The following is a 23,098-nucleotide window of genomic DNA, read 5'->3' as shown; positions in this document are numbered from 1 at the left end:
GGGAATGGAGCCGGAATAAAGAAAGAACAAGTATAAACTGGATGTTTAATGTTGAATTAGCTCGTGAAAAACTTCAGAGGGCTTATGGTGCCCTCAACTAGTCAGAACTTGTGTGATGAAGTACTAGCACCTAGCACCTAGCACCTAGCACCTAGCACCTAGCACCTTCTGTCTTTTTCCTTTCCACTTTCCCCTTGCTACTTTCACCTTTCTCCTTTGCCTGGGTGTGCATATACGCACAGAAGCTGTTCGTTTTACGCTATTTTCATTACATCAATCCTAAGCTAAGCTGTACCTAGTTTCACGATTCTCATGGGAAATGAGTATGTTAAAGAATTCAAAGTCAAGTTATGGCTGGGTGGCCATCTTAGTGCACTGGTTAATGGCACTTGGGGTGTTTGGTTTGTTTGGCTTAGGCGTGTATATGGTTGAGCTAACCTATTACGACGCTTGGTACAAAGGCTCTTTGGACTTGCATAAAAGCGTTGGTATTACCTTAGCGGCATTATTGCTGTTTCGATTTGGTTGGCGCTTGTTAGGCACCCAACCTGAGCCTGTTGCAGGCAGTTCAAAAGCAATGAATCGAGTTGCACACTCAGCCCATAAACTAATTTATTTAGCTTTAGTCGTCATTGTGACATCAGGCTATTTAATTTCTACGGCTGATGGCCGTGCAATTGAAGTATTTGATTTATTTGCTGTACCGGCATTACCAGAGTCGGTCGCAAACCAAGAAGATATTGCAGGTAAAATTCACTTTTATGCCGCGTATGGGCTAATAGCTGTGGTTGTTTTACATGCTTTAGGGGCACTAAAACATCATTTTATCGATAAAGATAAAACCTTAATTAGAATGATCAAACCATTGAAGGATGATTAAAATGAAAAAATTACTATTAGGCACAGCACTAAGTGCTGCACTTTTCTCAACAGCTAACGCAAATGCAGCTGACTATGTTATTGATACAGATGGTGCGCACGCATTTGTAACTTTTAAAATTAAGCATTTAGGTTACAGCTGGTTACATGGTCGTTTTAATACATTTTCAGGTGATTTTAGTTATGACGATAAAGCGCCTAATGCATCTAAAATCAATGTAACGATAGATACTAAAAGCATCGACTCAAACCATGCTGAGCGTGACAAGCACTTACGCGGAAAAGACTTCTTAAATGTTGATAAATACCCAACGGCAACATTCAAAAGCACCTCAATCAAGTTTGATGAAGACGGTGACGAAGCAGATGTTACCGGTGAATTCACCTTAAATGGTGTGACTAAAACCATTACTTTTGAAATTGATAAAATTGGTGAAGGTAAAGATCCATGGGGTGGATACCGTGTTGGTTTTGAAGGTGAAACAAGCCTTAAACTAGCTGACTATGGTATCGACTACAATCTAGGCCCTGCTTCAACCCATGTTGATATCGGTTTATTCATTGAAGGTGTGCGTAAGTAAGCACCATTAATACGACTGCCAATTCGCATAACTATGTGGATTAGGATATTAAAAGTGCCGCTCAATGAGCGGCACTTTCGTTTCTATCTTTTAACCTTTTTTCTAAAATGGGCTGTAAATTATCAGGTAGCCAGCGAACTAAAACATCATGAAAAGCGTTTGTGTGAGCTATTTTTTCAAGGGTTTCATCTAGTAGTTTTACCGTTTCTTTGCCTTGTTTGTTATTTGTACAACCTATATAACCAACGCTTAATGCCGGTGCTTCGGTGAGTGTCAGTTGGGTCAATTCATCTTTAAAGCCCATTGAGTGCGCCAAATAGTAATGTTCGCTAGGGTAGCCAAGTAATATATCAATGCGCTTCTTATGCAGCATATAAGTTAAGCTTGCGAGTGTATCTCTGCCGGGGCGTGAGATAATATTAGCGTCATGGCTTTCGTTAATCACGCTATCTATATCGGCGCCAAACGAGCGGCTCATTGATACCCCTAATGCCAAGTGTTTTTCGTTTAATAACGATTTTAAAGACACGGGTTTTGTGACGTCTAACTTAAGTTTTGTGGCTAACTCTTTACGTATGGCAATGGAGGGTGATAAACCCACTGTTGAAGTGTGCTCTGTAAACTGAATATGCTGCTTACGGTGCTCGCTTTGATATAACGACAGCATACAGTAATTGTTGTGTGGGTTTGATAGTTCATGCACGGCACGACTAGCCGGCAATAAAGTGCGTTTAAATGAAACCTCTGGCAGAAATTGCTCTAGTAATTTGATCACACTTTCGTCACGACCAGTTCCTTCATATTTGTCATTCATGATGTAGTAGGGAGCAAAATCAACCATGATCCATTCGATTGACTTCGGTTGCTTAGTTGCAGCAACGGGGAGGCAGAAAAGTAATAGTAAAATAGAGCACGTAAAACGCATTTTTACTACCTATTTGTGGGCTTAAAATATAAGTGTAGCAGGAATTTAGCTATATGCAGGCTGGTGATGAAAAACTAAAACGCCAGCGTATTGGCTGGCGTTTATCGGTAGGGTTTAGTTGGCTTTTAGCCACTTCACAAATTGGCGTGCATCACTTGCCTTTTGGAAGATGGCGTTTTTTAAGCCTTGCGTGTCACTAAAAATTACACGCTGTTTATTTACCGAGATTGATTGCACTGGGTGTGCGATCTGGATCAAAGATCCGTTGTATTTATATGACATAATAAAACTCACTCTTTCTTTTGTCTGTGTCTGTAGAGCTTTAATAGGCATTTAAAAAATACAGACCGACATTTGTTGTCTTGCTAACAGTGTTGACTAAGTTTGTGACAGTTTGGTGATGATTTGAAAATTCATCAAAATGTCATTTAGCAAACGAGTTGCAAGTATTTATACGAATATGCGGGAATTACTGGATCAAGGTAAGGGGTTAACCGCGTGGTTTCTAAAAACCAGACAAGTAGATTACTGTAAGAATTAACTAAGCGCAAGGTTTATTTTTTAAACATCAAAAATAATTTCTGGATGTTTAATAGAAACGGGCGTATTGTGATTAGGCACAAAATAACAATAAGAAGTATGCATATGAATTACCTTTTGGTGTCAGATATATTTGGTAAAACAGCGCATTTATCGCTGCTTGCCCAGCAGCTTCGCGGTAAGGTGAGTCTTTGCGACCCTTACCAAGGAGAAATTCAGCTCCCTATAAATGAGCAGTTTCAATACCAGCATTTCTTAACACAATGCGGCCATGATAGTTATTTTGAAAAAGTACATTTAAAAATGGCTGCTATTCGTCAGCCAACCACGATTATTGCATTTAGTGCAGGCGCTGCTGCCGTTTGGCGAGCTCAAGCAGAGTTAAAAAATTCATTCATTAAAAAAATTATTGCCTTTTATCCATCCCAAGTCAGATATCATCTTGAGCTTGAGGCTAACGTCCCTTGTCGATTTATTTTTCCTCACAGTGAAGAGCATTTTGATATTAAGCCTGTGGTTGCTTCATTAAAAAGCAAAGCAAAGGTGAGCTGTGAAATAGCCGACTTTGGTCATGGTTTTATGAATCCGTTATCTGAAAATTTTAATCAGTTTGGCTATCAGCAATTTACAGAAAAACTGTTAAAAGAAAGTTGTCATCTAGAAGTTACCACCAACCATTAAAAACTAGTCTATAGTCATTACTAAACAATAATATAAGTAATAACTATGACGGACCAAGCAAATTACAGCCATTTCTTATCTAACCCGGTTGCTAAACCACCTTGTCGAATGATCAATGCGCAAATGTACGGATTTTTTGTTGCAGGGTGTGAGCAAAAAATGCAGCAGTATGTTGATGCAACTTTAAATTTACTAGCAACCGAATCAACCTCGTTTAATGTGTTAGGGAGCACGTGTTTACTTACCTTCACTGATATCGAAAAAATCTCTTCGTTAACGCCACCTTTTTCAGATCATGGCTGGATGCAAGAAACCGATATTATTATTTGGCTCCCAGTCGCAAAAATGCAAGGTGGTGACATTAGTCATTTATATTGGTATCCGGCATTTATTAGCGTCAATAACATTTATGCTTTAATTAATGGCCGAGAAGCCTGGGGTTATAATAAATACCTCTGTGAATATCAAATGCCTGCGACTGTGAGTGATGCGGGCGCCTTTAGCATTTCTTTAGAATGTTTTGATGTGTTTAACCCAGACTCTAAATTAGCGATGCATGAGCTATTAACCATTGAGCAAACGCAGGCAAGCACGAAGGAAGACCTACTCGATAACTTATCGCATTTTTCTAAACACGTGACAGATTTATTTGATGCGCAAATTCAAGGCATTGATTTATCACTTCTTAAACAATTATTAGACGGGTTTATTCATCCGCAGATGGATCAGATTTTGTTTAAACAATTTCCCGATGGTCAAGGAGATAAAGCCGTTTATCAAAGCGTGGTTCACTCACCATCGTTAATCAAAAAAATTCACCAATTAAAACTTTTACACAATGATTTTAGTTTGGATGTAAAAGCCCTTGCGAGCTTTCCTCTGAATGACATGTTTGGCATTGCACTTGGCAAACAAGCGGTTCATTTACCCTTTTACGTCAATATGGACTTTGACCAGCTTGGCGCAACACAACTGTTACCGGTACAGGGGTAACCATGGAAAAAGAAAAAATTACCATTGTCGGTGGCGGTGTTGCAGCGATGACCGCGGCAGTGTATTTAACCGAGCAAGCTAATTGGCAAAGCCAGCGCGAGATTACCATTTATCAACAGGGGTGGCGCCTTGGTGGTAAAGGGGCGAGTGGCCGAAACGCCCATTTTGGACAGCGAATCGAAGAGCATGGTTTACATGTTTGGTTTGGTGCCTACGTAAATAGCTTTCGCACCTTAGAAGGGGTGTATAACGCACTCAATCGACCAGCTAGTTGTTCATTGGCTACTTGGCAGCAGGCATTTAAACCACACAGTTTTATTGCTTTACAAGAGTTTATAGATAACGAATGGCAAACTTGGCCGATAGATTTTCCTACCGTTGAAGGGAACCCCGCTGATGGCAGCCTAGATATAACAGTGTGGGACTTTGTCACCATGACATTAGCATGGCTAAAAAAATGGACCGAAGGCATTGAGCATGTTTGTCAGCAGCAAGATGCTAAAACCACTTTAGTGACAAAAAAGTCACGGGATCAATCGTTACTCAACCACATGTACCAAGAAATCAAAGCAGACATTGATACCCATTTAAATGGCGCAAAGCAGTTTATTGATGATATTGAATCAGGCGCAACTGAAATTGCCTCGAACCCACGAACATTGATAACTCATTTGCTGCAGTTCACCGAAAAGCAGGCCACTCATACAGATAAACAGGCCGATCGATTGGTGATTTGGTACATCGTCAGAAAGTTAAAACGTTGGTTTAAAGACCAAGTTATTGATTTGCTCGATGACAACCCAGAGCTGCGCAGACTTTATATTTGTGCCGATCTTGCGATTGCAATGCTCACCGGATTGATTAAAGACAAAGTATATCGTGACGGTTTTGGTGTCATTAATTGCTACGATTTTCGTCAGTGGCTCGAAAAAAATGGTGCTAACAAAACTTACAGTGTCGATTCAGCGCCAGTGCGTGGCTTTTATGATTTGGTGTTCGCATACCCTAAAGGTGACTTTAATAAACCCAATGTTGAAGCAGGCGTTGCCGCCCTTGCCATGTTACGTATAGGTCTTTGCTATAAAGGCGGCGTGATGTGGAAAATGCAAGCTGGGATGGGCGATGTCATTTTTGGGCCAATTTATGAACTTTTAAAGCAGCGCGGCGTTAAGTTTAAGTTTTTCCATCAGTTAACTAACTTAGCTGCAGGGCAAACTGACCAAGGTGAACAGCTGGTAAGTGAAATTGAGCTTTGTCAACAGGTGAGTTTAGTTGGCCAAGACTATGATCCGCTCATTGATGTTAAGCAGCTACCATGCTGGCCAAGTGAGCCTCTGTATGAGCAAATCAGCTCTGAACAAGCGCACTTATTACAAGAATATCAAATCAATTTAGAGTCATTTTGGAGTAATTGGCCTGAGGTGTATCAAGAGCACTTTGGTACCCCATTGCCAACAGTGACACTTCGCCATGGTATTGATTTTGACACACTTATTTTAGGTGTATCGGTTGCCTCACTTGAACACGTGGCCCCTGAACTTTTAGCTGTAGATTACGCGCTTTCTCAACAAGCAACAAAAGTGCAAAGTGTGGCGACTCAGGCTTGCCAAGTATGGTTGAATAAAACCGACCCACAACTTGGCTTTACGCAAACTAATGCTGCTCACGAAGGGCCTATTTTAAGTGGCTTTGTCGAGCCGTTTGATACCTGGGCGGCAATGGGTAACTTACTCGATAAAGAAGATTGGCCAAGTGAAAATACGCCTGTGAACATTGCCTATTTTTGCAGTGCATTTAGCTGCGAAAACTACCCACCTGCCAGTGCACATCAATTCCCAGAGCAAATGAAAGCCGAAGTAAAATTGAATATGCATAATTTGTTTAGCGCAGATATGCGGCCACTTTGGCCTGAAGCCTATATTGATAACAAGTTTGATTGGCAGGTATTTTACAGTGATCCGCATAGCATTTTACCTGTTCTTGAGCAGCAATATTGGCGCGTTAATGTCGATCCTAGTGAGCGCTATGTCTTATCTGTGGTTGATTCGAGTAAATACCGCTTGGCTACAGATGGCAGTCAGTTTGTTAATTTGCGCATCACTGGCGACTGGATAAAAACCGGCGTTAATGCAGGCTGTGTTGAGGCTGCTGTGATGGCCGGTATGCAAACAGCGCGGGCAATATGTGGTTGGCCAAGCGAAATTAGCGGAGAGCATGCATTCGAAAAAAGTTAGGGTGAGCAAAGTTATAAATAAGTATGCGTATAAGTCATGAATTTTCATGATTTATATGCGACTTTAATCTATTGTTTGGTCTATACTTACCACTAAATTACAACAATTTAACAAGTTTCCCTCTTTTAAGGTCTAAAAGCCAATGAAGCGACCCTTTCTGAATGATCCTAAATTTATGATGATGTCGAGCACCTGCTTGGCAGCATGTGTAATGGCAAGCGCTTTTGCACAAGGAGCTGAGACTGAAAAAGACATGGAAGTTATTAGCGTTTATGCACAAAAGCGTCCGCAAGCAATTGAAGATGTGAGTGTAGCGGTAAGCCAAGTGGATGGCGAAATTTTAAAAGCTCAGCATTTTAAAGATTCAACTGAAATTGGCTTGTTTGCGCCAAATGTTAAAATCACCCAAAACGCCGCAGAAGGGACGCCTCCCGCTGTGAGTATCCGTGGGGTGGGGTTACTTGATTACAATACGGCTAATACCTCACCTGTTGCTATGTATCTTGATGGCGTTGCGGTGGGGTCTGCTAATAATCAAATTGTTAACTTGTACGATATTGAACAGCTCGATATTTTACGCGGCCCGCAGGGTACCTTGTTTGGTCGTAATTCTACCGGTGGTGCAATACTTATACGCTCAAATCGCCCTGAGTTTGATAGCTATGGCTCGTTGACATTAGGCGTTGCCAACAATAATGCCACCAGCGTTGATGGTATGTGGAACCAGCAACTATCAGGTTCCAGTGCATTACGAATTGCGGTTAACTATCAAGACTACGAATACTCAACAAAAAACACTTATGCAGACTCGCCAACAGCTGGCATGGAGCAAAAAAATGCCCGTGTGTCTTTTTTGTCTGAGTGGGATAACGTTGATCTTTACCTGCAAGCGCATATTGAAGATTGGGATGGTATTGCCCAGCCAGTTGGTAGTATTGGTATTGTCGCAAACCCTTTAACGGGTGAGCTGTGTTCACCAGCAGATGCGGGCTCAACACGCTGTTTTGATAACTTTGGTTTTAATGATGGCAGTGATGACTTCTTTGCGGTGAGCGTCAATAACGACTCACCTCATAAATCCGATGGCTACGGTTTTATTGCTGAACTGAATTGGCATTTAAACGAGCAAAGTACATTTACTTCACTGTCGAGCTTTAACGATTTAGAAAGAAGCCACGCTTTTAACTGCGATGGCTCCCCAGCTCGTTTGTGCGAAGGGGTATTAGGGTTAGATACCCAACTATTCAGCCAAGAATTCAGGTTATTAAACGAACTTGCTGATTACACACTCACCAGTGGTATTTATTTTGCCGGTGAGACAATTGAGCAAGATAATTTAAATGATATTTTACGTGATTTCCGGGGTGTTTTACCGACAAATTTAACCGCGACCTTTATCTACGATAACGAAATCAAGATGCAAAATTTGGCTGTATTTAGCCAAATTGAAGTGCCTGTCGCAGATAAATGGATGATTACAGCCGGTCTTAGATATGACTATGAGTCACTTGAGTATGACTCAATCGCCACCTTAAATGCGGTGGTTGATGTAAACGACTTAGATGGGGTACTGGTACCATTTTATCGTGTTACCGATGAGCAATCGGATAACGGTTTTACCGGGCAATTTGCCGTTAATTATCGCTATTCAGATACAAGCAATCTTTATTATCGTTTTGCTAATGGTAGTAAAAGTGGTGGCTACAATGGCGGCTTTTTGTCATCCGAAGAACAAGCAATCTTGGCAAACTATGGCAAAGAGCGCTTAAATGCCCATGAAATTGGCTTAAAGTCGTTCTGGCCTGGGAAGCAACTTAGAATGAATTGGGCGGCGTTTTATTATGATTATAACGACCAACAAGTGTTTATGAACCAAGCGTCAGAAACACCGCAAATGCCCCCAGTGCAATTACTTGAAAATGTGGCTGATTCAACTATTTACGGCCTTGAAACTGAAATTTATTACCAAGCAACTAAACAATTAGCCATGCTACTTTCAGTAGGCTATATCCCTCATGCTGAATTTGAAGAATACGTTGATCCACTTGGTAATAGTATTACCGATAACCAACTACCATTTACTTCTAAATGGAATGTATCAGCGGGGTTAAAATACGACACCAGCTTGGCGTCGTATCCGTTATCGGCCAACATTATTTACGATTATCAGTCTGAGTTTTATTTTGACCAGAACATGAACCCATATGCCCGCCAAGACGGTTTTAGCATTGTTAATGCGCATCTAAAATACGATGTTGAAAATTGGTCATTTACTTTATGGGGCAAAAATTTATTTGATACTGAATACAGTCAGTTAAAGTTCGATTTAAGCTCGTTCCTAGGCATGCTTGAAGACTTTAAAGGGGAAGGGCGTCGCTATGGCTTTGATGTTTCACTGCAATTCTAGTCGTTGCCATCTCCACACTGGTACAGGGGTTTTGTGAATGCGGTTTAAGCTGTATTTTAGTACTCTGCTGTTTTTGTTGTTATTAAGAGTCTCGGCTAATGCACAAGAGACGTTTGTCTACACCGATGCTGTGGCTGATCAAAATCTTCATGATGTCGGTGATGTGTTTACGGCGAACGATAATATGTTCCCGCAATCAGTGGCTGAAATTGATACTTGGCGAGCCAGCAAAAAGCCACAATCTCGAATAAGCTCGGTTGGTGGTAGTTATTGGTTAATTGTTGAAATTGAAAATCAAAGTGATATCGAAGATTTAGTGCTCTATCCGTATAACACCTTGGTTTCAAAAATAGAAAGCCGCATTTACGATATCACTGATCCAACAGCCCCCATACAGCACTTTGTAACGGGTGGTAAAGAGCCAAATCAGTTTGCATTCCACTATGGTAATCGTTTGTCTCTTGAGAAAGGCAAGCGCTATACGCTAATTACCTATTTTGAAAGTGACTACTTTTATACCCCTGCAAAGCTAGTATTAACGCCATACCAAGATTATTTTCAGAATATAACCGTTGAAAATATGGTCATGATGCTCTGCTTTGGGGTGGGTATTGCGCTTGGCTTATATAACTTATTAATTTATTTGGTTTCCCGTGATGTGACACATCTTTACTATGCATTATTTACTGCATCTTGGGTGTTTGCTTGGAGCCACTTTTTCCATATTTCGGATCAGCTATTTGGTTACTATAATCCTCACCTTCATTGGCTTGGCTTTGCGCTCACGCCATTAACCAATATTCTGTTTTACAACAACTTGCTTAAACTCAAAGAGACATTTCCAAAACTGGCGCAATTATCATTGATGGTGGGTGTGATCGCGACCTTGGGTATACCGTTTTGTATTTTATGGCCAAGCTTTGGTTTTTATTGGTCAACGTTAGTGACGGGCGTTGCTTTATGTTTAGGCTTATACATAGGTATTCGCTGTATGCTTATTGGCTTTAAGCCAGCGCGATATTTTGTGCTTGCTTACATAGCCATGATGCTACCGAATATGGTAGGTAATTTAACTAATTTAGGCTTGCTGCCAGCAACCTCCATTAATTTATATTTATTGGGTTTGATAGGCACCGCTATGGACGCTATGTTGCTTGCGTTTGCTGTGGCCGATAAGTTTAGACTGCTTCACGATGACAACGTAGAGCTCAACAAAAATCTAGAAGAAAAAGTCCATTTAAGAACGTTGGAGCTTGAAGAACTCGCCTCAGAGCTTCGCGATGCAAATGAGGCTAAAAGCCGTTTCTTAGCGAATATCAGTCATGAAATTCGCACCCCAATGACGTCAATCATTGGTTATGCAGATGGCATTATGCTCGGGGATATTAAGCCCCATGAGCGCAACCATGGAATTGGGGTTATTTTGCAAAATAGCCGTCATGTTCTTGGATTAATTAACGATATCCTCGATATGTCGAAGATTGAAGCTAACAAGCTCGAAATTGATTTAGTCGAAACAGACTTGTTTGCCACGATTGCCAATATAGAGTCGCTCATTGGCAAGCAAATTCGCGATAAGGGCTTAAAGTTCAGTGTCGATTATCAGTTCCCATTACCAGACTACTTGATTACCGATCCGAGTCGATTAAGGCAAATCTTATTAAACTTAACAACCAATGCCCTTAAGTTCACGCAAGTGGGGCGTATAACCTTAACTGTGAGCTGTCACAACGATAAGTTGTCAATTAGTGTAAAAGATACTGGCATTGGTATGACTGAAAAAGAGCAGCAGTTGTTATTTAGTGCTTTTTATCAAGCTGATTCGAGTATTTCTAGGCAGTATGGTGGTACTGGGCTTGGTCTTAATATTTCAAAGAGCCTTGCGCAGAAATTGGATGGGGATATCAGCGTTAAAAGTAATGTCGGCTCTGGCAGTGAGTTTATTTTCACTATGTCGGTGTACACCACAGACAGCACTCGTTGGCTCAATGATATGAGCGAAGTGAAACTTGTTGAAACCTCACCGTTTAGTAAGCTTGATGCACCAGAGAATTTAAAGGGTAGGGTATTACTTGCCGAAGACCACCCAGACAACCGACGTTTAATTGCGCGAATACTAGAGCGTATGGGGCTGACAGTGACCACTGTTGAAAATGGTAAAGACGCAGTACAAGCGACCCTCGAAGACAGCTTTGACCTTATTTTGCTCGATATTCAAATGCCGATTATGGACGGCCAAGAAGCTTTAAAAATGATGCAAGCAACCGGAGTAAGCGTGCCTATCATTGCGCTAACAGCGAATACTATGAAGCATGAAGTGACGCGTTATATGAAGCAGGGCTTTAATGATTTGATTGCAAAACCAATCGATAGAAATGCCTTTAGTCATAAAATTGCCAGTTATTTAGAATGCGATGAGTTAGCAGATATAAAGTTGCCTGAAAAAGAGTTTCAGGCATTAAAAAATGATTATATAAAAGGGTTAGAGACACAGTACAAAGAAATGCTAGAACAATATAAAAAAATGGATTTAGAAGGGTTCAGCAAAAATGTGCATATGCTCAAAGGTGCAGCTAATATGTTTGAGTGTGAAATGCTGTATGTAAAAGCAGTGGCTGTCGATACGGCCTTAAAAGAGGATACTGTAACCTTGGATACCCAGTTAATTGGCTCATTATTTAATGCGATGGAAAATGAATTTACCAAGGTAACCCATTGATTGTTTGAATAGCGGCTATTTATTTGTAAGCACAGACAAATTAGCTATTTCTTGATATTAATATTGTTAAAACTCTTTGCTGAGAAGGCATGATGCAGTATCAACATATTTCAGTTCCCTCGAGCGGCGCGCAAATTACGATTGATAGTAAGGGCCAATGGCATATTCCTGATAACCCGGTTATTGCTTATATTGAAGGCGATGGTGTGGGTCAAGATATTAGCCCGGTGATGCGAGATATTGTCGATGCTGCGGTGAGTCATGCTTATCAAGGTGATAAACAAATACATTGGATGGAAGTGTTCAATGGCGAAAAAGCGGCAGCATTATACGACGGCGACTGGTTCCCGCAAGAAACCCTACATGCCGTTAGACAGTATAAAATTGCCATAAAAGGGCCGCTAACAACCCCCCTTGGCGGTGGTTTTCGCTCTTTAAATGTGGCTCTTCGTCATGAGATGGACTTATTCGTTAACATGCGGCCCATTCGCAGTTACCCGCATTTACCTTCTCCTTTGAAAGAGCCTGAAAAAACCCAAATCACAGTAATACGCGACAGCTCTGAAGACGTTTACTCGGGCATTGAGTGGCAGGCTGGCAGTATTGACAACGAACGTATGCTTGATTTCTTATGCCAAGAAATGGGTGTCACCCGACTTCGTTTTGATAACCAATGCGGTATTGGCATTAAAAATAGCTCGAAAGAGGCGGCAGAGCGACTAATGCGTTACGCCCTTAACTTTGCCCTTAAAGAGCACAGTGAATCACTGACGGTGGTGCACAAAGGCAATGTACTTAAATTTACCGATGGAGCCTTTAAACGTTGGGCATTTGCCCTAGCAGAGCAAGAGTTCAACGCTGAAGCGCATGAAAATGGTCGTTGGTTGGTGATCAAACGAGACGAACAAGATGATTTAATCATTAAAGAAGTGATTGCTGATAATATGCTTCAACAAGCGCTGCTCACCCCAGAGCAATTTGATGTGGTGGTAACAACCAATCAAAACGGCGATTACTTAGCTGATATGCTAACCGCACAAGTTGGTGGGGTAGGTATTATGCCTGCGGCAAACTTAAATAATGAAGTGGCCTTTTTTGAACCGACTCATGGTACATTTAATCGCATCGCCGGGGAAGACAGTGCAAATCCAACAAGCAGTATTTTAAGCGCGGTCATGATGCTACGTTTTATGGGTTGGCACGAAGCGGCGAATAAAATAGAGAAAGCCCTAGAAGAGACGCTTAGCGCAAATGAAATGACGTTTGATTTGGCTAACTTAGTAGCCGATGCGACGATGCTTAGTTGCAGTGATTTTGCAACAAGCATCATCGCGCGAATAAGTAACTCAAATAATGAACCATATTAAGCGGCATTGGCGCTTTTAACTGCGTAGACACATGGTTTACCTGTTAACTGTGCTGCACGTTGATAAATGTGCTCTGCACCTGGCTCATTGCTTGTCATGCCTGTTAATGTATCCATTAACGCAACCACTAAAATAGCTGGTACTTGGCAGCAGTATTCATCGAGCACCGCAGTTGTTGTTTGTGCATCAACATGGCAATGAGGGTGAGTACGTACTGTGCTATATGCTTTTAACAGTGTGTCTGCTTGTAAAACATCATCATCTTGATGTTTGGTTTTACGACATTGGCAACCAAACTCATCAACCATGGTTGCCAGTGTTTGGTAAATTTCTTCGCAAGCTAAATCGCTTTTTTTACAAAGCTGCTGCTCGATGAATGAGTGTAATTGACCATTGATGTAAAGGCCGTCCTGTTGAGTGAATTGCGCTGAAGTTTTCATAATCATTTTCTCTTTGTTTATGTGCTTAACTTCACTCTAGCCCTTCACTCATTATTAATGAAATTGTTGTTTTCAATAACTGATATTGATTTTATCAATATTATGCTGTTTTTAGCGATCAGCCACAGTACTGGCAAAGGCGAGTAGCTCTCTACGCAGCCACTGATGCGGGTTTGCGTGATGTAGCAAAGGGCTCCATAACATTTTTACTTCAATAGGAACTATTTGAAATGGCACTGGACTTATTACCAAATCAGTGTGTTTTGCAAGCAACATGGCTTGGCGGCGGGGCAATGTGGCTATGAGTTGAGGTGATTGGCAAAGGAGGCTCGCAACCATGTAATGGCGGGTGAATACGCGAATATTGCGGGTTTGTTCTAATTGCCATAATGCCTCATCGACCCAGCCGAGTTTTTGGCTGCCTGATTTATTTGTTACTGCGGCTTCTACGCCCCAACCAGCCCGATTTACCCAAATGTGTTCTTGTGCAAGGTAGCCTTCAAGGTTTTGCTGTTGTAAGTAAGGGTTGTCTGGGTGTGTTAAGCAGCAGTAATTGTCTCGCCACACACTGGCTTGGTGGAATGAGCGGGGCAGGCCGTTAAAGCGATTAATGGCAAGGTCGATGGTGCCTTTTTCCATATCTTGAAGGTTAACATCGCTTGGGCTCAAAATATCAAAATTAAGCCCCGGATTTTTTGCAAGCTGCTGAGTGATAAACGGCGCAATAAGCGTTGATTCAAGATAGTCGTTTGCCATGATCCGAAACGTAATATTCGCGGTGCTCGGGTCGAATACCTCACTTGGCTGAGTAATTTCCTCAGCCATTTTTAACAGTGATTCTATCTCTGGTTTAAGACTGAGCGCTTTTGCCGTTGGCGTCATTGTGCCAGCGGCTCTCACTAATAATGGATCATCAAATAAATCACGCAAACGTTTAAGGGCATTACTCATTGCAGGTTGAGTCAAAGCTAGTTTATTGGCGGCTTTAGACACACTTTGTTCATCAATGAGTACATTTAAATACACTAATAGGTTGAGGTCGACGTGCCTAATATTCATTTGATCAATCTTATTTATTATCTTTATTAATTACCTAAATTAAAGCGCGCTTGCTATTGTGTGTAAACAAGGCGACTAAAATAATCAGCATAAGCGATAAAAATAATGCCACAGCAAAGTTCACATTTGGCTGTTAAATCACACAGCGAACAGTTAAATCAGGTCGTAGCGACTAAGCTTGCCCGTGCGGTGTATGCTGGCTTTGAGGCTATGTTTGCAGAGTTTTTAAATATAACTCTCGGTGCACAAAGTCGTTTTGAACAGCGCCAGTGGCATCAAGTTCAAGGGGCTATGAAATCGCGATTGCAAGTTTACGAAGGGCAAGTAAAAAAGGTAAGCCAAGCGGTAAAAATTATTGCTTATAGCGAAGTAGACGACCCAGCGCTTTGGTTATTAGCCAAACAAATATACGCAGAAATGGTGCAAAATCACGAAAACCAGCCCATTGCTCATACCTTTTTTAATTCAACCTTCGGTGCAATTTGGGACTCACGAAAAATCCGCAATGTGCACTTGTTTGTGCTAAAAGCGCGCTATCAACTGGGGCCAAGGCCCTTTGATTCACTGGTTAGCCGCATTTCTCTGCAAAATGGCTTTGAAAGTGCGATTAGTAGCTTGATAAAGCGCCATGTGTTTCGCTCACAATACGCTAACTTTGCTGATGATGTAGCCATGTTACAGCGCACCTTGATTGCTGGAGCGAAACAACAATGCCCACAAGTTTATGAGCTGCTTGCTCTCAACGATGGCTATATTGAATACGCCAATTCATTGTTTTTCAGAAATAAAGCGTGCTACATCATAGGTCGTTGTATTGCTAAAAATGGCGATAACATGCCATTTGCTATTGCGCTATTAAACAGTGAAAAAGGGTTGCACATTGATGCTGTGATGATGGGAGCTGATCAACTCAGCTTGTTGTTTGGCTTTGCGCGTACTTATTTTATGGTCGACACTGACCAACCCGCCCGATATGTTGATTACCTCAGTGTTTTAATGCCTCATAAGCAACGTTTTGAGCTGTTTAATGCTATAGGCTTTATCAAACACGCAAAAACCGAGTTTTATCGTTATAAAGTTGATACCACCCGTAATAGCCCCGTTGACGATAAATACACACTTGCGCCGGGTACGCCGGGCATGGTGATGCTGGTATTTACCACCCCAGGCTCAGATTATGTGTACAAGGTCATTAAGGATAAATTTAGTGCGCCAAAAACGGCTACCAAACAGCAGGTGATGGCTAAATACGATTTTGTCAAACAAGCCGACCGAGTTGGCCGGCTAGTCGATACCCATGAATTTCGCTATTTAGCGTTCGATTTGAGCCGATTCAGTGATGAGCTTATACAAATAATGCAACAGCAAATTGGTGACAGCCTTGTGATTTCGGGTAATGCACTTATTTTGCGTCATGTGTATGTAGAGCGCAAAATGACGCCGCTTAATTTGTATATCAACGACTGTGATGAGCGAAAACTGCAGCAAGTAATGGTTGATTACGGTAAAGCAATAAAAGAGCTTGCGGGGGCTAATATTTTCCCCGGTGATATGCTGATGAAAAACTTTGGTGTAACCCGTTGGGGAAGAGTGGTGTTTTATGACTACGATGAGATTTGCCCGATGACAGAGTGTCAATTTAGAGAACTGCCAAAAACCGAGGATTCATTAGATGAACTCAGTAGCGAAAGCTACTTTGATATCGCAGAAAACGACGTATTTCCGAGCCAGTTTAAAGTATTTTTTAGCGCTAATAAGCGAGCGTTTGATCACTTTAATGCTGCGCATCAAGATATTTTCACCGCCACAATGTGGCAGCAATTACAAACTGCGATAAACGATGGGCAATTGCTTGATGTTTATCCTTATAAGCAGTCTTGGCGCTTTTCTTCGATGAGAGCTCAAATGAAAAAATCTCAACCTATAACTGTTTAATAGGAACATAGTGTTAGCGTATGCTATTGAAAAATTGCTAAGGAACTCACTATGAAAAACACACTGTTATTATCGAGTTTATTTATTTCGTCTATGGTAAGCGCCAATCCGTTATTAGGTAGCTGGCAATTTGTTGAAGGCAAATATGCAACCAATGACGGCTATGTGACGGCAAAAGCGCCAGAAATATCCTCAGTTAAACTGATTACACCTAGTCATTTTAGCTATATCACTCAAAAGCAAGGCAACTTTCATTATGCTGGTGGCGGCAAATATGTTTTGCAAGACCAGCAATTTATCGAAACTTTTTCCTATGGTAATGTACCTTCACTACTTGGTAAGACCATGGCATTTGATTACAAACTAGAAGGTGACTTGTGGCATCACACCTTGTATGAAAATGGCAAATTAGTCGAAGCTGAGATCTGGCAACGAATTAAATAGAAGGTGATATGCGTTATATTAAGCACGAAGATTCACAGTTACATTTTGCGCAAACAGAAAAACCAGTACTAAAAGATAACGAAGTTCTTATTGCTGTTGCAGCAATTGGCGTTAATCGGGCAGATTGTTTACAGCGACAAGGTAAATATCCTGCGCCCAAAGGTGACAGTGAAATTTTAGGGCTAGAATGCGCCGGTACCATTGTTGAGCAAGGTAGTGCAGTATCCGGTGACTGGCTGAATAAACGTGTTTTTACCTTATGCGCGGGCGGTGCTTACAGCGAGTATGTTGCCGTTGATGCTGCACAAGTGATGCCGTTACCAGATGAAATGACAATGGCAGAGGGCGCTGCTATCAGCGAAGTTTATTTAACGGCTTTTTCTGCCTTATTTCAATTTGGTCAGCTCAAAGCGGGGCAAACGGCACTGATCCATGCGGGAGCCAGTGGTGTCGGTGGGGCGGCAATTCAAATGGCAAAACGCGCGGGTGCTCAAGTAGTGATAACTGCAGGTAGCGATGAAAAGTGCGAACATGCCAAACAGCTTGGCGCAGACCACACCATTAATTATAAAACCACTGATTTTGTAGAGTACTTCAAAGCCAATAATTTACAGGCCAATACCATTGTTGATCCTGTCTCAGGACGCTATTTAAATAAAAATGCTGCCGTTGCAGCAATAGATTGCCAAATTGTGATGTTAGCCTTTTTAGATGCGCGCTTTGCTGAGGTTGACTTTGCAAGGCTGCTTAGCAAACGTATTTCCTTTCATGCATCAACCTTGCGTAACCGTTCAATTGAATTTAAACGTGATTTAAAAGAGCAGTTTATTTCGCGTTTTTATGATGACTTGGCCAACGGGTTGTTCGATTGCAATATCTATAAAACCTTAAATTGGCAAGAAGCGAATGAGGCTCACCGTATTTTAGATAACAACGAAAACTCGGGAAAAGTGGTGATGTTAGTTGAATAACATCAATTTGCCCATATTATTGGTTTTATTAGTAGTTAAAAGTAAAGGTTAATATGAACCCTATTATTGCAATGCTCAAAGAGCACAATGTAAGTGACGAGAAAGTGCGTGAGCTGTTTCAAGCGTTTATGGAAAACCCAATGATGGCAATGGGTCTGGTCCAACAGTTAGGTATCCCACCAGAAAAGCTTCAACAATTGATGGCATTAGTGATGACGCAGCCACACCTTATTAAAGAAGCGGCTGAATCAGTGGGTATCAGTGATGATGAAGTTGAGCAAGCCAAAGCGCAGTTCAAAAATCAGCAGTCATAAAATTAAATGATACGAATTTAAAAAAGGTTAGCTCTTTGGCTAACCTTTTTTGTTGGTCCTATTGATACGAAAACACATCGTCCAGTTTTTTATCAAACAATTGAGCAATCTTAAAAGCCACCTCGAGCGACGGTGAGTATTTACCTTTTTCAATCGCTACTATGGTTTGCCTTGAAACTCCAACAGCCTCTGCCAATGCTTGCTGAGTCATTTCATTGTGATGAAATCGAAGTTCCCGAATGGTATTACTGAGCTGTTTTGTCATCTAGCTGTCTCTTCGATATAAATACGCTTTGCTGGCAATAGTAATAATTTCACTGACTAAAAAACCAATAATAAGAAAGTGCATAATATTATATAGATCTGAGACCTCAGGTAACAGCATGCGTCCAGATACGCGCTCAATTTGCGTCGCTAAAAATACACATATTAAGATAGTTGCAGAGCAAAACCAGTGACCAAGCTTGGTGCTTTTTAGGTCAATGAGCTTATCACGCTCATCATCCCCTAAGTCTGCTTCTTTGTGTTTAATACCAGCAAGTACAGATTGCATAATTATCTCTAGGATCACCGCAACTACGGCAACCCTATACAAATAAGACACCATGGTCTCTTGGCTTAGAGCACCCGCGGCTTGTAGTGAATTAATACCTAACATGTAATAGCTTAACAGGCCTATGGTTACCACCAAGGTGCCCCAAATTGTCATTTCTTTGTAGCTCATTTTCTTCCACCCTATGTAAAAAATATTTGACTTGGTGTTAAGTAAACTACTCATTGCTTGCTGTGTCAAATATTTTTAACATCATGTATGGTATTTTTATCATTGACGCATTTCGTTACATTTAGTTAAGAACTAATTTGTACCGCTCAGACTCCTAATGACACAAACAATAAATAAGGAACGAATATGAACTGGCTTTTAAAGGTATGGAAAAATAACCGCTCATTGATTTTATTTATCTGCTTGATGAGTGTGTTTAGAAGTGCAGTGGCTGATTGGTATGAAGTGCCAACAGGTTCAATGAATCCGACCATCGTTGAAGGGGACCGTATTTTAACGGATAAAATGGCTTATGATCTGCGTGTACCATTTAGTCATATTTCGCTAATGCGTACTGATGAGCCAAAAGCCGGCGATATTATTGTATTTGATTCTAAGGCTGCAAATAACCGTTTGATAAAGCGTGTTATTGGCGTGCCGGGCGATACAGTGACTTTAGTCGATAATAAATTGATCATTAACGGTAAAGCACTTGATTACGCATTAACTGATGATAAGCAAGAGCAGCAAACACTCATTGAAAATCTTGCCGGTGTTCAGCACGCTATTCAGGTATCAAAAACGCCCTCGGTGATGCAGCATTTTGCACCTGTCGTTATTCCAAATGATATGTATCTAGCGATGGGCGATAATCGCGATCACAGTGCAGACTCGCGAGTGATTGGGCTAGTGCCTCGCAGTGAGTTATTAGGCAAAGCTAAAAGAGTCATAGTGTCACTTGATTATGATGATTATTACTTACCTCGAAAAGAGCGACTCTTGCATGATTTGTACTTAGCACCCTAGATAAAAATCGTACAAAATTGGTAATTTAGAATTTTATGTTTCAATATTAACGACATAAAATAATAAGCCAAAAGGTAAAGTATGATAAATGATAAGTGTGCGAGATTAATTCGATCTCTTTTGTTACTCGTCTTTTCAATTAGCCTAGTTGCATGTGGTTCGAGCTCAAAAAACGAATCTACAAAAGTTGATGACACTAACAGCTCAACACCGGATACAGGTGTTGAGCTTGTCGATAACAGTGGTAGTGCTGACTATAAAATTATTATTTATGGCAATAGCCATAGTGCTAGATTAGGGGATTTGCTTGAACAGCTTATTTCCAGTGAGTTAACCAACGCTCAAGTTTCAACGCTTACCGTCAGTGGTCGTTTTTTAGATGAAATAGTGAACACATCGGGCAATGTTGAAAAGCTACAGCAAGCCAATTGGAGCCATGCTATTTTTCAAGGTCAAAAGTATTCTCAGTCTGGCTCTGTTAATTATTCTACAAGTGAGGCTGAGCGATTAATTGCCAGTGCAAAAGAGCTGGAAATTACACCTATTTTGTTTCCTGAGCATCCGCAAAGAGGTGATAGCAAAGAAGGGGAGCTTGTTTATCAATTGCATTTGTCGATTAGCGAAAAAGAGGCAAGCTGTGTTGCACCAATCGGCTTAGTTTGGGACAAAGCAATCGCCGCATTACCTGAGCTTAATTTTTACAGCGCAGATGGTAATCATGCATCAAACGCAGGGCACTTACTGACCGCGATGACTTTTTATGAAGTTATAACAGGTGAGCTTGCAGATACCCTAGCTTACAATGCTGCTTTTGCGATTACCGAACAGCAACACCAGCAGTTTGGGCAAATAATTACACAAGTGCTTGCTGAATATCCTGCATGCCCCAGCTCTTAAGCTAACAACATTAATCTAAAGCATTCATTAAATACAAAAAACCGTTGTGTCTGAAACACAACGGTTCTTTATATTAACTAGCAATTGTGTAATTACATTACACGCATGCCAGGCTCTGAGCCTTCATCAGGGTTAAGAATATAAATTTCTTTTCCGCCAGGGCCTGCTGCTAATACCATGCCTTCAGACATACCAAAACGCATCTTACGAGGCTTAAGGTTTGCTACCATTACCGTTAGCTTGCCTTCGATGTCTTCTGGTGCATACGCCGATTTAATACCTGCGAATACTTGGCGCGTTTCGCCACCTAAATCTAAAGTTAGTTTTAATAACTTATCTGCGCCTTCAACGTGTTCTGCTTTAGCAATTTTTGCTACGCGTAAATCAACTTTCGCAAAATCATCAAATTCGATTTCTGGGCTGATAGGTTCTTTTGCGAGTGGGCTGTTTGGATCAATCTTGTCTTTTTCAGCAACTAGACTTTCTTTTGACTCTTCAATCATTTTGTTTACTTTATCCATTTCAACACGTTGCATTAACGGTTTGAACTTATTAATTGCGTGACCAACCAGCGCTGTTTGCGCGCCTTGCCATGTTAAACCGTCGTTTAAGAAGGCTTCAACGTTTGCAGCCATACCAGGTAGAACAGGTTTTAAGTAGGTGATAAGTACACGGAACATATTTAAACCAAGTGAGCATACATCGTGTGCTTCTTGTTGTTTTGTTTCGTCTTTAATTAACACCCATGGCGCTTTAGCGTCGATGAATTGGTTTGCTTTATCAGCAAGGGCCATGATTTCACGAATTGCACGGCTATAATCACGGTTTTCGTAGTGATTTGCAATGCTTGCAGAAGCCGCTTGGAACTCACCTAATAGCGCTTCGTCCATTACGGTGTTGCTAAGCTTGCCGTCAAACTTCTTGGTGATGAAGCTTGCACAACGACTTGCAATATTAACCACTTTACCTACTAAGTCTGAGTTTACACGTAGTGCAAAGTCTTCAAGGTTTAAATCAAGGTCAGTAATGCCGTTGTTTAGTTTTGCTGCGTAGTAATAACGAAGATACTCAGGATCTAGGTTATCAAGGTAAGTGCGCGCCTTAACAAAAGTGCCTTTTGATTTAGACATCTTCGCGCCATTCACAGTTACAAAACCATGGGCAAATACATTTGTTGGCTTTCTGAATTTTGCGCCATCTAACATTGCAGGCCAGAATAAGCTGTGGAAATAGATGATATCTTTACCAATGAAGTGGTAAAGCTCTGCATCTGAGTCTTCGCGCCAGAATGCATCAAAATCAATCCCTTTTTTATCACACAGGTTTTTAAAGCTTGCCATGTAGCCGATTGGTGCATCGAGCCACACGTAGAAATATTTACCCGGTGCACCTGGGATTTCAAAACCAAAGTAAGGTGCGTCACGGCTGATATCCCACTGCTGTAGGCCATCTGCAAACCATTCATCAAGCTTGTTCGCCATTTCTTGTTGAATCGTGCCTGAGTGTAACCACTCTTTAAGCATGTCTTCAAAAGCAGGTAGGTCGAAGAAGTAATGCTCAGAATCTTTTAAAATTGGCTCAGCACCCGACATTACAGAGCGTGGGTTAATAAGCTCAGTTGGGCTGTAAGTTGCACCACAAGAATCACAGCTGTCACCGTTTTGATCTTCTGACTTACACGTTGGGCAAGTACCTGTTACAAAACGATCTGGTAAGAAGATACCTTTCTCTGGGTCGAAAAGTTGAGAAATAGTATGCTTTTTAATGTGACCTGCTTCATTTAAACGGTTGTAGATTAACTCGCTGAAATGACGGTTTTCTTCACTGTGCGTGCTGTGATAATTATCAAACTCAATGTTGAAATCAGCAAAGTCACGTTGACGTTCAACACTCACGTTTTTAACCATCTCTTCTGGCGTGATCCCTTGCTTTTGCGCATTCAGCATAATTGGTGTGCCGTGAGCATCATCCGCGCAAACGTAATAGGTTTCATGACCTTGTTGTTTTTGGAAACGCGCCCAAATATCAGTTTGGATATATTCTAGTAAATGACCCAAGTGAGTCGGGCCATTGGCATAAGGTAATGCGCTAGTAATCAGGATCTTTCGCTGTGCCATAATCATTCCGAATTGAGATTAGTTC

Annotated in this window: 21 protein-coding genes; 15 read left to right on the top strand and 6 right to left on the bottom strand. The window is 41.2% G+C overall.

All coding sequences use genetic code 11. From position 1 onward, the window contains the following. Window positions 1-325: 325 nt before the first annotated feature. Complete coding sequence (locus L1266_RS17285) at window positions 326-880, top strand: cytochrome b (RefSeq protein ID WP_235377992.1); 555 nt, start codon at window positions 326-328, stop codon at window positions 878-880. Window position 881: 1 nt separating this feature from the next. After that, window positions 882-1,460: a YceI family protein gene (locus L1266_RS17280; RefSeq protein ID WP_054552925.1), complete on the top strand. Its 579-nt coding sequence runs from the start codon at window positions 882-884 to the stop codon at window positions 1,458-1,460. A gap of 61 nt (window positions 1,461-1,521) precedes the next feature. On the opposite strand, the gene L1266_RS17275 is transcribed toward L1266_RS17280, so the two are convergent. Beyond that, window positions 1,522-2,385: a TIGR02285 family protein gene (locus L1266_RS17275; RefSeq protein WP_054552926.1), complete on the bottom strand. Its 864-nt coding sequence runs from the start codon at window positions 2,383-2,385 to the stop codon at window positions 1,522-1,524. 53 nt (window positions 2,386-2,438) lie between these two features. On the opposite strand from L1266_RS17275, the gene L1266_RS17270 reads away from it, so the two are divergent. The 7 genes from L1266_RS17270 (at window position 2,439) to icd (ending at window position 13,326) form a co-directional block, all read left to right on the top strand. Next, window positions 2,439-2,585, top strand: coding sequence for a hypothetical protein (locus tag L1266_RS17270; RefSeq protein ID WP_200909093.1), 147 nt, complete (start codon window positions 2,439-2,441; stop codon window positions 2,583-2,585). Window positions 2,586-3,030: 445 nt separating this feature from the next. Next, window positions 3,031-3,606, top strand: a complete 576-nt coding sequence (locus tag L1266_RS17265; RefSeq protein ID WP_138615793.1) for a dienelactone hydrolase family protein — start codon at window positions 3,031-3,033, stop codon at window positions 3,604-3,606. Between the two features lie 45 nt (window positions 3,607-3,651). Then, complete coding sequence (locus tag L1266_RS17260; RefSeq protein ID WP_235377991.1) at window positions 3,652-4,599, top strand: acetoacetate decarboxylase family protein; 948 nt, start codon at window positions 3,652-3,654, stop codon at window positions 4,597-4,599. Between the two features lie 2 nt (window positions 4,600-4,601). Beyond that, entirely contained in the window at window positions 4,602-6,833 is a 2,232-nt protein-coding gene (locus L1266_RS17255) for an NAD(P)-binding protein (RefSeq protein ID WP_235377990.1), read from the top strand. 142 nt (window positions 6,834-6,975) lie between these two features. Then, the gene (locus tag L1266_RS17250; RefSeq protein WP_235377989.1) at window positions 6,976-9,240 is read left to right on the top strand and encodes a TonB-dependent receptor; all 2,265 of its coding nucleotides are present in this window, start codon (window positions 6,976-6,978) and stop codon (window positions 9,238-9,240) included. A gap of 37 nt (window positions 9,241-9,277) precedes the next feature. After that, window positions 9,278-11,959 carry a 7TM diverse intracellular signaling domain-containing protein gene (locus L1266_RS17245; RefSeq protein ID WP_235377988.1) on the top strand — a complete coding sequence of 894 codons (2,682 nt, stop codon included), beginning with the start codon at window positions 9,278-9,280 and terminating at the stop codon, window positions 11,957-11,959. 92 nt (window positions 11,960-12,051) lie between these two features. Then, window positions 12,052-13,326 carry an NADP-dependent isocitrate dehydrogenase gene (icd, locus tag L1266_RS17240; RefSeq protein ID WP_235377993.1) on the top strand — a complete coding sequence of 425 codons (1,275 nt, stop codon included), beginning with the start codon at window positions 12,052-12,054 and terminating at the stop codon, window positions 13,324-13,326. Here icd and L1266_RS17235 read toward each other — a convergent pair. Then, complete coding sequence (locus L1266_RS17235) at window positions 13,323-13,766, bottom strand: hypothetical protein (RefSeq protein WP_054552932.1); 444 nt, start codon at window positions 13,764-13,766, stop codon at window positions 13,323-13,325. The two genes, icd and L1266_RS17235, sit on opposite strands and share 4 nt — an antisense overlap. 111 nt (window positions 13,767-13,877) lie before the next feature. Beyond that, window positions 13,878-14,825 (bottom strand): LysR family transcriptional regulator, encoded by a 948-nt coding sequence (locus tag L1266_RS17230; protein ID WP_055021137.1) that lies wholly within the window; start codon window positions 14,823-14,825, stop codon window positions 13,878-13,880. Window positions 14,826-14,930: 105 nt separating this feature from the next. On the opposite strand from L1266_RS17230, the gene aceK reads away from it, so the two are divergent. Genes aceK through L1266_RS17210 form a run of 4 tightly spaced genes read left to right on the top strand, consistent with a single transcriptional unit; the run spans window position 14,931 to window position 18,489 of the window. Next, window positions 14,931-16,760: a bifunctional isocitrate dehydrogenase kinase/phosphatase gene (aceK, locus tag L1266_RS17225; protein ID WP_235377987.1), complete on the top strand. Its 1,830-nt coding sequence runs from the start codon at window positions 14,931-14,933 to the stop codon at window positions 16,758-16,760. A gap of 51 nt (window positions 16,761-16,811) precedes the next feature. Next, window positions 16,812-17,204 carry a hypothetical protein gene (locus L1266_RS17220; RefSeq protein WP_054552935.1) on the top strand — a complete coding sequence of 131 codons (393 nt, stop codon included), beginning with the start codon at window positions 16,812-16,814 and terminating at the stop codon, window positions 17,202-17,204. A gap of 8 nt (window positions 17,205-17,212) precedes the next feature. Then, window positions 17,213-18,175: a zinc-binding dehydrogenase gene (locus L1266_RS17215; protein WP_054552936.1), complete on the top strand. Its 963-nt coding sequence runs from the start codon at window positions 17,213-17,215 to the stop codon at window positions 18,173-18,175. Window positions 18,176-18,228: 53 nt separating this feature from the next. Then, on the top strand, window positions 18,229-18,489 hold the full coding sequence (locus L1266_RS17210; RefSeq protein WP_054561248.1) for a DUF2999 family protein: 261 nt from the start codon (window positions 18,229-18,231) through the stop codon (window positions 18,487-18,489). A 58-nt stretch (window positions 18,490-18,547) separates the two neighbouring features. Here the strand turns inward: L1266_RS17210 and L1266_RS17205 are convergent, their stop codons facing one another. Beyond that, the gene (locus L1266_RS17205; RefSeq protein ID WP_054552938.1) at window positions 18,548-18,754 is read right to left on the bottom strand and encodes a helix-turn-helix transcriptional regulator; all 207 of its coding nucleotides are present in this window, start codon (window positions 18,752-18,754) and stop codon (window positions 18,548-18,550) included. Then, on the bottom strand, window positions 18,755-19,213 hold the full coding sequence (locus L1266_RS17200) for a hypothetical protein (protein ID WP_235377986.1): 459 nt from the start codon (window positions 19,211-19,213) through the stop codon (window positions 18,755-18,757). It lies immediately after the preceding gene. Window positions 19,214-19,399: 186 nt separating this feature from the next. Here L1266_RS17200 and lepB point away from each other — a divergent pair, with 186 nt between their 5' ends. Further along, entirely contained in the window at window positions 19,400-20,059 is a 660-nt protein-coding gene (gene lepB / locus L1266_RS17195) for a signal peptidase I (RefSeq protein ID WP_187490327.1), read from the top strand. Window positions 20,060-20,140: 81 nt separating this feature from the next. After that, complete coding sequence (locus L1266_RS17190; RefSeq protein ID WP_235377985.1) at window positions 20,141-20,956, top strand: hypothetical protein; 816 nt, start codon at window positions 20,141-20,143, stop codon at window positions 20,954-20,956. A gap of 92 nt (window positions 20,957-21,048) precedes the next feature. Here the strand turns inward: L1266_RS17190 and metG are convergent, their stop codons facing one another. After that, window positions 21,049-23,073 (bottom strand): methionine--tRNA ligase, encoded by a 2,025-nt coding sequence (gene metG / locus L1266_RS17185; RefSeq protein ID WP_235377984.1) that lies wholly within the window; start codon window positions 23,071-23,073, stop codon window positions 21,049-21,051. Window positions 23,074-23,098 lie beyond the last annotated feature (25 nt).

This window comes from Pseudoalteromonas sp. Cn5-37 (assembly GCF_021532495.1).
Lineage (GTDB): Bacteria > Pseudomonadota > Gammaproteobacteria > Enterobacterales > Alteromonadaceae > Pseudoalteromonas > Pseudoalteromonas simplex.
The sequence above is the reverse complement of the archived record's forward strand: the minus strand, read 5'-3'. Positions and strand labels throughout refer to the sequence as shown.